The sequence below is a fragment of the Achromobacter xylosoxidans genome, assembly GCF_002192695.1.
Classification (GTDB): Bacteria; Pseudomonadota; Gammaproteobacteria; order Burkholderiales; family Burkholderiaceae_B; genus Achromobacter; species Achromobacter xylosoxidans_C.
Genome location: NZ_MTLG01000094.1, coordinates 78861 through 89473, shown reverse-complemented (window position 1 = coordinate 89473; position 10613 = coordinate 78861). Strand labels below are relative to the sequence as shown.

Genomic DNA, 10613 nt, shown 5'->3' with positions numbered 1-10613 from the left:
ATGCACATCGGCTGATTTCAGAATCAGGGCCAGTGCAGAGCATCCCTAGTTTTGGCGATAGCGTGAACGTCATCCACCCGCAACAACCCGGACATGCGCCGTGATCGCTACCACGTGCGCCGATCCTTTTCCTGCACTCGCTTGAAAAGCTCGGTCATGAGCTCGTCCAGCGCTCGTCGTTGCAGTGTTTCCTGCCGCAAGCGGCGGGTTTGGATCCAGAGCGCGACACAGGCAAAGGGGGATGCCAGCGCTGCAAGAAGCACCAGTTCGTCCAGTTCAAAATGCTCGTGTTCAATCAGGACGCTGCGAACCTGCTCGTAGGCATCGGTGGCGGCCAAGATTTGATGGACGGCGATCAAGTATCCAAGTGTGATGCATGAGATCGCACCCCTACGCCGCCACATCTCTCTGGTTTTCATCCAAGCGTTCGCCCAAGCCATTACGCCCTCCGACCAGTTGTGTCTAATTATATTTGTCGCCTCGCGATATTAATCCAACATCCCTGATCTGACCAAGGTCGAGCCTCTCTCGCACTCTTGCGCATCCCGCCCGCCCTGAACGCACCGCTCCCGCCCCTGACGATGTGCCGGACATAAGAGGCCGATGGCATCCGCAGCATGGGGTTGGCGCGCGCTACAAGAACAAGAAAGATCCTGTCACGCCTTTCGTCCCGGCAAGGCAACCTGAGAGAGAAGGGATAAATGCGTTATTCGTCCGGCTGGGCCAATTCCAGCGTGTCGTCCGATCCACCGCCTCCAGCATTAATCAGTGCATTCCGATGTCCACAACTGGGACAAAGGAAGTAACACCCCTCCTCGTCCACTTCAGGCTGGGCAGCCGAGAACATGACTTCAAGCCCGCAATTTCGGCATTTCCACATGGCGCACTCCCAAGTGTGTACGACCATCATAGCGCCGGCCAATCCAGCCAGGACGGAGCGAAATGACAGTTACCGCTATTGCCAATCTGAGGCATACATCGACACGCCCGAAACGTGCGCGAAAGGCAACTTGAGGTTGATCGAGCGTCAGGAAAGCCGCGTCCCCAAGGTCTCGAAATCTCAAGAGCGGAATACGCAAGCGAGTTTCCGTCAGACGAGAACGGAAGCCCGGGCGTTGGCGCCATCAAACCCTGATCGGCATTCCGATGGATCAACAAAAAGGCCCCGATCTCAATGAGATTGGGGCCTTTTTGCAGGCGGTCCGCATTCGGTCCACCTTTGAACTTCTCTTGCTCTGCGTATCCGAAGATACGCATGGATATTGGTCGGGGCGGTGGGATTCGAACTCACGACCCTCTGCTCCCAAAGCAGATGCGCTACCAGGCTGCGCTACGCCCCGAAGGGTGGCAACTATACCAGATCCCGGGCGGGCGGCCTATGTCCGCCCTGCTGCGCGCCGCAAGCCGCCCGCCGCCGGCATCTCCCTGATTGATACCTATATATTTCGAGCCTAAATTAAATATGGCTTCCGACGCTGCGGTGGATAGCCGCCAGAGGACCGCCCCCCGGTCGGCCGCCCTGCGTTCTTACTCCGGAATGCCCGTTTTTTTGCGGAACCGAAACCCGGCGATCAGCCGAAGCGGCCCGTGATGTAGTCTTCCGTTTCCTTGCGCGAGGGCTTCACGAAGATCTGGTCGGTCTGGCCGAATTCCATCAGCTCGCCCAGGTACATGTAGGCGGTGTAGTCCGAGCAGCGCGCGGCCTGCTGCATGTTGTGCGTCACGATGACGACGGTGTAGTCGTTCTTCAGTTCGGCGATCAGCTCTTCGATCTTGGCGGTCGAAATCGGGTCCAGCGCCGAACACGGCTCGTCCAGCAGCAGCACTTCGGGCTTGATGGCCACGCCGCGCGCGATGCACAGGCGCTGTTGCTGGCCGCCCGACAGGCTGTTGCCGCTCTGGTGCAGCTTGTCCTTCACTTCGTTCCACAGCGCGGCCTTGCTCAGGGCCCATTCCACGCGCTCGTCCATTTCACCCTTGGACAGGCGCTCGAACAGGCGCACGCCGAAGGCGATGTTGTCGTAGATGCTCATGGGGAACGGCGTGGGCTTCTGGAACACCATGCCGACCTTGGCGCGGATCAGCGAGATGTCGGTCTTGGCCGTCAGCAGGTTTTCGCCGTCCAGGATGATTTCGCCCTCGGCGCGCTGGCCGGGATAGAGCTCGAACATGCGGTTGAAGGTGCGCAGCAGCGTGGACTTGCCGCAGCCCGACGGGCCGATGAAGGCGGTGACCTTCTTCTCCTGGATCGACATGTTCACATTGCGGATCGCATGGAACTTGCCGTAGTAGAAGTTCAGGTTCTTGACCTCGATCTTGTTCTTGACGGCGTTAGCGGTGTTTTCCATTTGGTTTCCCTTGGCTCCGGCGCGCCCAGCGCGCCGGCAAAGCGATCTTTACTTGCGGAACATGTTGCGGGCGATGATGTTGATGCCCAGCACCAGCAGCGTAATCAGCGTGGCGCCGGCCCATGCCAGGTTGTTCCAGTCCTTGAAGGGGCTGGCGGCGTATTGGTAGATCACGACCGGCAGGTTGGCCATCGGGCCGTTCATGTTCAAGGACATGAACTGGTTCGACAGCGCGGTGAACAGCAGCGGCGCGGTTTCGCCGGAGATTCGGGCGATGGCCAGCAGCACGCCGGTGATGATGCCGGTCTTGGCGGCGCGATAGCACACCAAGGTGATCATGCGCCACTTGGGGCAGCCCAGCGCGGCTGCGGCTTCGCGCAGGCTGTTGGGCACCAGCAGCAGCATGTTGTCGGTGGTGCGCACCACCACCGGAATCACCAGGATGGACAGCGCGATGGCGCCGGCCCAGCCCGAGTAGTGCCCGACCTGGGCCACGTACACGGCATAGATGAACAAGCCGATGATGATGGACGGGGCCGACAGCAGCACGTCGTTCAGGAAGCGCGTGGCGGGCGCCAGCCAGCCGCGCTGGCCGTATTCGGCCAGGTAGGTGCCGGCCAGGATGCCGACGGGCGTGCCTATCAGCGTGCCCACGCCGGCCATCATCACGCTGCCGAAGATGGCGTTGATCAGGCCGCCGGTCTGCCCCGGCGGCGGCGTGATCTCGGTGAAGAGCGTGTACGACAGCGCGGGCGCGCCTTTCACCAATAGCGTCAGAATGATCCAGAACAGCCAGAACAGCCCGAACACCAGCGTCCCCAGCGACACGGTCAGCATGATGCGGTTGATCACGCGACGCCGGCGATAGGTGCCGTTCTGCATATTGAGTACGGATACAGCCATGATCTTTTCCTTGTGCTCGCGGCGCGTCAGGTTTTCTTGCCTTCACTGGCGGACAGGCGAACCAGCAGCATCTTGGCCAGGGCGAGCACGATGGTCGTGATGAGGAACAGGATCAGGCCCAGTTCCAGCAGCGCCGACTTCTGTATGCCGCCCGCCTCATTGAATTCATTGGCCAGCGCCGAGGCGATCGAGTTGCCGGGCGAGAACAGCGAGCCGGACCACTTGAAGGCGTTGCCGATGACGAAGGTCACCGCCATGGTCTCGCCGAGCGCGCGGCCCAGGCCCAGCATGATGCCGCCGATGACGCCCGACTTGGTGTAGGGCAGTACCACGCGCCACATCACTTCCCAGGTCGTGCTGCCCAGGCCGTAGGCGGACTCCTTGAGCATCGCCGGCACCAGCTCGAACACGTCGCGCATGACCGCGGCGATGAACGGGATGATCATGATCGACAGGATCAGGCCGGCCGTGAAGATGCCGATGCCGAAAGGCGGCCCGGCGAAGATGCCGCCGATCACGGGCAGGCTGCCCAGGGTGGCGATCAGGAAGGGCTGCACATACTGCTGGAACACGGGGACGAAGACGAACAGGCCCCACATGCCGTAGATGATGGACGGAATCGCCGCCAGCATTTCGACCGCGGTGCCCAGGGGGCGGCGCAGCCAGGTCGGCGACAGCTCGGTCAGGAAGATGGCGATGCCGAAGGAGACCGGCACGGCGATGATCAGGGCGATGGCCGAGGTCAGCAGCGTGCCGATGATGGGCACCACGGCGCCGTAGTTCGAATTGACCGGATCCCAGTCGTTGAGCCAGAGGAACGACAGGCCGTACTTGGCCAGCGACTCGCGGCTGCCGTAGATCAGGGAAACCAGAATCGCCGCCAGCAGGATGAACACCAGGAAGGCGAACAGGCGGGTCAGGTTCTTGAATAGCGCATCCATCAGCGCGTTTTTATTTTGCTTCATAGGCGAAGGCGTGCCGGTAGTCACGGAGTCCGCCACGCTGGGCGAAAGCGGCACACTATTATCCATTACCGCGCTCATGGATGGACTTTCCTTAGGAAACCAGGGGAAGAACTGCGAAGGTCTTGCGGCGGACCGTCCCTGTCGTTGCGCTCTCGCGAAAGTTCAAGGGACGGCCGCTGATACGGCTTGCGCGGCGAAGAGTGGGTTGTTGCCCGGTCTCCCCCGCGCTCCATCCATTACTGCCAGACAGCCTTGCCGTCGGCGGCCTTGACCTCGCCCCAGGCGGCGCGGATTTCCTTGGTCACGGCTTCCGGCAGCGGCACGTAGTCCATGGCTTCAGCCGACTTGGCGCCGTTCTTGAAGGCCCAGTCGAAGAATTCCAGGACAGCCTTGCCCTGAGCCGGCTTGTCTTGCGACTTGTGGATCAGGATGAAGGTGGCGGCGGTGACGGGCCAGGAATCAGCGCCCGGCTCGTCGGTCAGGACCACGCCCATGCCCGGCGCGCTCTTCCAGTCGGCGTTGGCGGCCGCGGCGGCGAAAGCCTTCTGTTCCGGCTGGACGAACTTGCCGTCCTTGTTCTGCAACTGCGTCCAGGCCAGCTTGTTCTGCTTGGCGTAGGCGTATTCCACGTAGCCGATCGAGTTCTTCAGCTGGCCGACGTAGGCGGCGACGCCTTCGTTGCCCTTGCCGCCCTGGCCCACCGGCCACTTGACGGCCTTGCCTTCACCCACGGTCGACTTCCAGTCCGGCGACACCTTGGACAGGTAGTTGGTCCAGCCGAAGGTGGTGCCCGAACCGTCCGAACGGTGCACGACGATGATGTCGGCAGCCGGCAGCTTCAGGTCGGGGTTCATCGCCTTGATGGCGGCGTCGTCCCACTTCTTGATCTTGCCCAGGAAGATGTCGGCCAGGACCTTGCCCGACAGCTTCAGCTTGCCGGGTTCGATGCCGTCGACGTTCACCACGGCCACCGTGCCGCCGATGACGGCCGGGAACTGCAGCAGGCCGTTCTTTTCCAGGTCGGCTGCCTTCATGGGATCGTCCGAGGCGCCGAAGTCGACGGTCTTGGCGATGATCTGCTGCTGGCCGCCGCCCGAACCGATGGACTGGTAGTTGACGGCGCTGTTGGTGGCAGCCTTGTAGTCGGACGCCCACTTGGCGTAGATCGGGTACGGGAACGATGCGCCGGCGCCGGTCACGTCGGCGGCCTGGACGGCAAACACGGCGGCGCTCAGCGCGACGCCCAGGGAAACTTGTTTGAAGACACGTTTGAACATCAGGGTTCCTTCTGTGCTCGTTGGAGGAGTCTGGCAGGCTTGGAAAACTGCCTGTCTTTCAGCGACCCTCGAATATTAGAAGTCCCACATGACAGGATAGTGACAGTCACATACGCTTTATGCGCCCCCGCCTGAAAACAAGACGGCCGCCCAAGGAAACCAGGGCGGCCGGCGGCTGATGGGGACAAACCCCATTTTCATGGGAAGGCTTACACGCCCAGCTTCTGCATCAGGTACTGGTGCAGGTTGAAGGGCTCGCGGCGGCTCTTGACTCGGGCGTAGTCGCCGTCGGCCTGCTGCTGCCAGGCCAATTGGTTGTCGCGCAGGGCATAGGTGAAGGCTTCGTCGATGACGCGCTTCTTCAGGGTCTTGTCGTAGATCGGGAACGCGATTTCCACCCGGCGGAAGAAGTTGCGGTCCATCCAGTCGGCCGACGACAGATACACCGTTTCTTCGCCGTCGGCGTAGAAATAAAAGACCCGCGAATGCTCCAGGAAGCGGCCGACGATGGAACGCACCCGGATGTTCTCGGACAGGCCCGGCACGCCGGCGCGCAGCGCGCATACGCCGCGCACGATCAGGTCGATCTTCACGCCGGCCTGGCCAGCCTTGTAGAGTTCCTCGATGATCTGCTCTTCCAGCAGCGAGTTCATCTTGGCCATGATGCGCGAACGCTTGCCGGCCTTGGCCGCGCGGGCCTCGGCGCGGATCAGCGCCACCATGCCGTCGTGCATGGTGAAGGGCGACTGCATCAGCGCCTTGAGCGAGCGACGCGCGCCCAGCCCGGTCAGCTGCGCGAACACCTTATCCATGTCCTCGCACAGCTTGGGATCGGCGGTGAGCAGGCCGAAGTCGGTGTACAGCCGCGCCGTACGCGGGTGGTAGTTCCCGGTGCCCAGGTGGGCATAGCGGCGCAAGCGCCCTTTCTCGCGGCGCAGCACCACGGCCATCTTGGCGTGCGTCTTGTGCGCCACCACGCCGTACACCACGTGCGCCCCCACCTCTTCGAGCTTGGAGGCCCAGTTGATGTTGGTCTGTTCGTCGAAGCGGGCCATCAGCTCCACCACCACCGTCACTTCCTTGCCGGCGCGCGCGGCGGCCAGCAGGATCTTCATCAGCTCGGAATCCTCGCCGGTGCGGTAGATGGTCTGCTTGATCGCCATGACGTCCGGATCCAGCGCGGCGGCGGTCAGGAAGTCGATGACAGGCTGGAACGACTGGTAGGGATGGTGCAACAGGCGGTCCTGTTCGGCCACTGCCTCGAACAGTTCGGCAGGCTTGTCACCCACGCGATCGAACGGCGCCGGCACGGGCGCGCGGTAATCGGGGAACAGCAGGTCCGGGCGCGAATCCGAGTTGCACAGCTGCATCAGGCGCGACAGGTTCACTGGCCCGGGAACGCGGTAGGTGTCCTCGGCCTTGAGCGAGAACTCGCGCTGCAGGAAGTGTTCCAGTTCGACCGGCGTCAGCTTGTCGATTTCCAGGCGCACCGCGGCGCCGAAGTTGCGCTGCGACAGTTCACCCTGCAAGGCATGGCGCAGATTGGTGACTTCTTCCTCGTCCACGAACAGGTCGCTGTTGCGCGTGACCCGCCACTGGTAGCAGCCCAGCATCTCCAGGCCCGGAAACAGCTCGCCGACGAAGGCGCGCAGCAGCGAGGTCAGCAGGATGTAGCCCTCGGGCTGGCCCGACAGTTCCTGGGGCATCTTGATCAGGCGCGGCAAGGCGCGCGGCGCCTGCACCACGGCGATCGATGCCTGGCGGCCGAAGGCGTCGGCGCCCGACAGCGACACGATGAAATTCAGGCTCTTGTTGTAGACGCGCGGAAACGGATGCGCCGGGTCCAGCCCGATCGGGGTCAGCAGCGGCATCACGTCGCGGTTGAAGACCTCGCGCGCCCACTCCTGCTGCTGCGGATTCCATTCGGACGCGTGGTGCAGCGAAATACCCTCGGCGTGCATGGCCGGCAGGATCTCGTCATTGAGCAGGTTGTACTGGCGGTTGACCAGCGCGTGCACCGCCTGCTGCACGTTCTCGAAGGCCTGGTCCGGCGTCATGCCGTCCGGCCCCACCAGGTTGGGCGATTGGCGCTGCTGCTCCTTCAGGCTGGAAATCCGGATCTCGAAGAACTCGTCCAGGTTGGAACTGACAATGCACACGTAGCGCAGGCGTTCCAGCAAGGGAGTCTTGGGATTCTCCGCCATCGCCAGCACGCGTTCGTTGAATTTCAGCAGCGACAACTCGCGGTTCAGAAGCAAAGGCTCGGCAGGAGGGCGTGAGGGCATACCGGATTCCATACGTAGGGAGAGCGTGGAGTTTTACTGCAAAAAAGTGACGGTTCCATGACACAGCAGCAAATACGTAGCGTACGCCAAAACCGGGACGCATAGCAGGCCGATCAGATGCCGCAAACCCCTGTTCTATAAGAAAAAAAACGTGCGCGGGGGCGCTGTCACATGGGGTCTCTATAATCGGGCCACCTCTCAGACAATATTTACGAGCCGCATGGATCAACTTCTGGCCGCGGTGGACCTCGGGTCCAACAGCTTCCGCCTCTCCATCGGACGCATCGTTCAACAGGACGGTACGCCCCAGATCTATCAGATCGACCGCCTCAAGGAAACCGTCCGGCTCGCGGCCGGCCTGGACTCTGAAAAAAGGCTGGGCGACGAGGCCATCGACAGAGCCATCGCCGTGCTGGAGCGCTTCGGCGACCGCCTGCGCAGCTTCCACCCGAACCGGGTCCGCGCCGTCGCCACCAACACCTTCCGCGTCGCCCGCAACACCCGCGACTTCCTGCCGCGCGCCGAAGCCGCGCTGGGCTTTCCCATCGAAGTCATCGCCGGCCGCGAAGAGGCCCGCCTGATCTTCTCCGGCGTGGTCCACACCCTGCCCCCCTCGCCCAACAAGCGCCTGGTCATCGACATCGGCGGCGGTTCCACCGAAGTCATCATCGGCAAGGGCCACGAACCCGGCCTGATGTCCTCGCTTTACATGGGCTGCGTCAGCTACAGCCGCCAGTTCTTCTCGGACGGCGTGGTCGACGCGCACCAGATGAAGCAGGCCGAACTGGCCGCCCGCCGCGAAATCGAAGTCATCGCCAAGCAGTACCGCAAGATGGGCTGGAAGGAAGCCTACGGCTCTTCCGGCACGGCCAAGGCGCTGTTCGCCATCCTGACCGAATGCCGCTTCTCGGACCGCGGCATCACGCGCGCCGGCCTGAACAAGCTGAAGGACCGCATCATCCGCTCGGGCCGCGTGATTCCGTCCGAGCTCCCAGGCATCAAGATCGAACGCTCGGACGTGCTGCCGGGTGGCCTGGCCATCATGAGCGCCCTGTTCGATGAACTGGGCATCGACGTCATGCACACCGGCGACGGCGCCTTGCGCCTGGGCGTGCTGTACGACCTGCTGGGCCGCGACGACGAACATGACAAACGCGACGAATCGGTGCGCCAGTTCATGAAGCGCTACCACGTCGACGTCAACCAGGCGCGCCGCGTGCACCACGCCGCGCTGACCCTGTTCGACACGATGTTCCCGGACGGCCCGGAACGCGCCGAGCTGCGCCCCGCGCTGGGCTGGGCTGCCGACCTGCACGAAGTGGGCCTGTCCATCGCCCACAACGCGTACCACAAGCACACCGCCTACGTGCTGGAAAACGCCGACATGCCGGGCTTCTCGCGCGCCGACCAGCAGCTGCTGGCGCTGCTGGCGCTCGGCCACCAGGGCAAGCTGACCAAGCTGGAACCGCTGGTGCGGTCGCGCGCGCAATGGAAGGCCATCCTCAGCCTGCGCCTGGCGGTGCTGTTGTTCCGCCGCCGCAACGAGATCGAGCCGTTGCCGCTGACGGCGTCGGTGCGCGACAACTCCATCGTGGTGCGGGTCAACCGCGAATGGCTGGCGCAGCATCCCCTGAGCGACTTCACGCTGCGCGCGGAAGAAGCCGAGTGGAACAAGGTAGGTTTTTCGTTCGAACTGCTGGAGTTCTGAGGAACCAGCCGGGCGGCGCGCTCGCGCCGCCCTATTCCAGCACCGCGCAGCCGGGCCGGCGTGCTAGAACGGCGACAGATCGGTTTCGCGATCCAGCCGCTTGAGCTCCATGCGCAAAGGCCTGGTGGCCCGCCGTATCAGTCTGATCTTCATGCGGCGGAGCAGGCGGCGCATGATGGCCTCAGCGCTGGGCGTTGGCGGTTGCGGGCTGGTCCAGCCCGAAGTGGCGGCGGTAGCGCTCGTCCATGCGGTCCATCTTGAGCAGCACCGGAAAATCCGCGGCATTGAAGTCCGGATCCCAGGCGGGCTCGCCACAGACCTTGGCGCCCAGCTTCAGATAGCCCTTGATCAGCGGCGGCACGCGCGCCGGCAAAGTGCTGTTGAGCTTTTCCACCGGGTAGCGGTGCAACGGCGTCACGCGCGGTTCGTCGCCCTGCGGCAGTTGCTTGGAAATGGTGCGCCACACTTCGGCGGCGGTGACGCCGTCGTCGCGCAGGCTGACGCTGGCGCAGCCCAGCACGTACTGATAGCCGCCGCGGCGCAGGTATTCGGCCAGGCCCGACCACAGCAGCATGATGACGCCGCCGCCGCGGTAGTCGGCGTGGGTGCAGGAGCGGCCGACTTCGACCAGTTCGTCCTGGATCGAGCCCAGCCCGGACAGGTCGAACTCTGACTGCGAGTAATAACCGCCGGCCTCCCGCGCCTTTTCCGGCGTCAGGATGCGGTAGGTGCCGACCACGCGGCCCGTATCCAGCTCTCGGACCATCAGGTGTTCGCAGAACGGATCGAAGCGGTCATGCTCGATGCCATCCTGGGCGTCGGGAAACACCGCGCCCATGTCCTCGGTGAAGACGTCATAGCGCAGGCGTTGAATCTGCTCGATTTCTTCAGCGGTGCGCGCCAAGCCCACCACCAGCACCTTGGCGGCGGCGCCGGTCCAAGGTTCTGCGGCATTACGGCTCGGATTGATGCGTGCTAATTCCAGCATTGCGCGAAGCTCCTAGAGAGTCCAGCCAGTGTGGACGCCCTGTATGTCAAAGACTTGACCAATATGTTACGTGACTATGAAGTTTAGTCTGGAGCGAATAAATCAATCCTCCGCCCAAATCGACAAAACTTTACAAATC

At 63.0% G+C, this 10613-nt stretch carries 8 protein-coding genes and 1 tRNA gene; 1 reads left to right on the top strand and 8 read right to left on the bottom strand.

Translation table 11 applies throughout. The features are described 5' to 3' along the window. Nucleotides 1-107 precede the first annotated feature (107 nt). From BRO63_RS24050 to ppk1, 7 genes are all read right to left on the bottom strand, one after another. Nucleotides 108-359 (bottom strand): hypothetical protein, encoded by a 252-nt coding sequence (locus BRO63_RS24050; RefSeq protein WP_143219509.1) that lies wholly within the window; start codon nt 357-359, stop codon nt 108-110. A gap of 904 nt (nt 360-1263) precedes the next feature. After that, nucleotides 1264-1340, bottom strand: a tRNA-Pro gene (locus BRO63_RS24040). A 231-nt stretch (nt 1341-1571) separates the two neighbouring features. After that, a complete protein-coding gene (gene pstB / locus BRO63_RS24035; protein ID WP_088142208.1) occupies nt 1572-2348 on the bottom strand; it encodes a phosphate ABC transporter ATP-binding protein PstB in 777 nt (258 codons plus the stop codon). Nucleotides 2349-2396: 48 nt separating this feature from the next. Further along, nucleotides 2397-3251 (bottom strand): phosphate ABC transporter permease PstA, encoded by an 855-nt coding sequence (pstA, locus tag BRO63_RS24030; protein ID WP_088142207.1) that lies wholly within the window; start codon nt 3249-3251, stop codon nt 2397-2399. Between the two features lie 26 nt (nt 3252-3277). Then, a complete protein-coding gene (gene pstC, locus BRO63_RS24025) occupies nt 3278-4294 on the bottom strand; it encodes a phosphate ABC transporter permease subunit PstC (protein ID WP_059380153.1) in 1017 nt (338 codons plus the stop codon). Nucleotides 4295-4452: 158 nt separating this feature from the next. Then, nucleotides 4453-5493 carry a phosphate ABC transporter substrate-binding protein PstS gene (gene pstS, locus BRO63_RS24020; protein WP_088142206.1) on the bottom strand — a complete coding sequence of 347 codons (1041 nt, stop codon included), beginning with the start codon at nt 5491-5493 and terminating at the stop codon, nt 4453-4455. 209 nt (nt 5494-5702) lie between these two features. Further along, the gene (ppk1, locus tag BRO63_RS24015; RefSeq protein WP_088142205.1) at nt 5703-7778 is read right to left on the bottom strand and encodes a polyphosphate kinase 1; all 2076 of its coding nucleotides are present in this window, start codon (nt 7776-7778) and stop codon (nt 5703-5705) included. A gap of 220 nt (nt 7779-7998) precedes the next feature. Between ppk1 and ppx the strand changes: the two genes are divergently transcribed. Continuing rightward, entirely contained in the window at nt 7999-9486 is a 1488-nt protein-coding gene (ppx, locus tag BRO63_RS24010; RefSeq protein WP_088142204.1) for an exopolyphosphatase, read from the top strand. 181 nt (nt 9487-9667) lie between these two features. On the opposite strand, the gene BRO63_RS24005 is transcribed toward ppx, so the two are convergent. Beyond that, nucleotides 9668-10474 carry a GNAT family N-acetyltransferase gene (locus BRO63_RS24005; RefSeq protein WP_088142203.1) on the bottom strand — a complete coding sequence of 269 codons (807 nt, stop codon included), beginning with the start codon at nt 10472-10474 and terminating at the stop codon, nt 9668-9670. Nucleotides 10475-10613: the final 139 nt, after the last annotated feature.

What these genes read in the sequence shown, in the direction of transcription:
- pstB (WP_088142208.1), bottom strand. Translation starts at nt 2,348, where the DNA reads ATGGAAAACACCGCTAACGCCGTCAAGAACAAGATCGAGGTCAAGAAC.
- pstA (WP_088142207.1), bottom strand. Translation starts at nt 3,251, where the DNA reads ATGGCTGTATCCGTACTCAATATGCAGAACGGCACCTATCGCCGGCGT.
- pstC (WP_059380153.1), bottom strand. Translation starts at nt 4,294, where the DNA reads ATGAGCGCGGTAATGGATAATAGTGTGCCGCTTTCGCCCAGCGTGGCG.
- pstS (WP_088142206.1), bottom strand. Translation starts at nt 5,493, where the DNA reads ATGTTCAAACGTGTCTTCAAACAAGTTTCCCTGGGCGTCGCGCTGAGC.
- ppk1 (WP_088142205.1), bottom strand. Translation starts at nt 7,778, where the DNA reads ATGCCCTCACGCCCTCCTGCCGAGCCTTTGCTTCTGAACCGCGAGTTG.
- ppx (WP_088142204.1), top strand. Translation starts at nt 7,999, where the DNA reads ATGGATCAACTTCTGGCCGCGGTGGACCTCGGGTCCAACAGCTTCCGC.
- BRO63_RS24005 (WP_088142203.1), bottom strand. Translation starts at nt 10,474, where the DNA reads ATGCTGGAATTAGCACGCATCAATCCGAGCCGTAATGCCGCAGAACCT.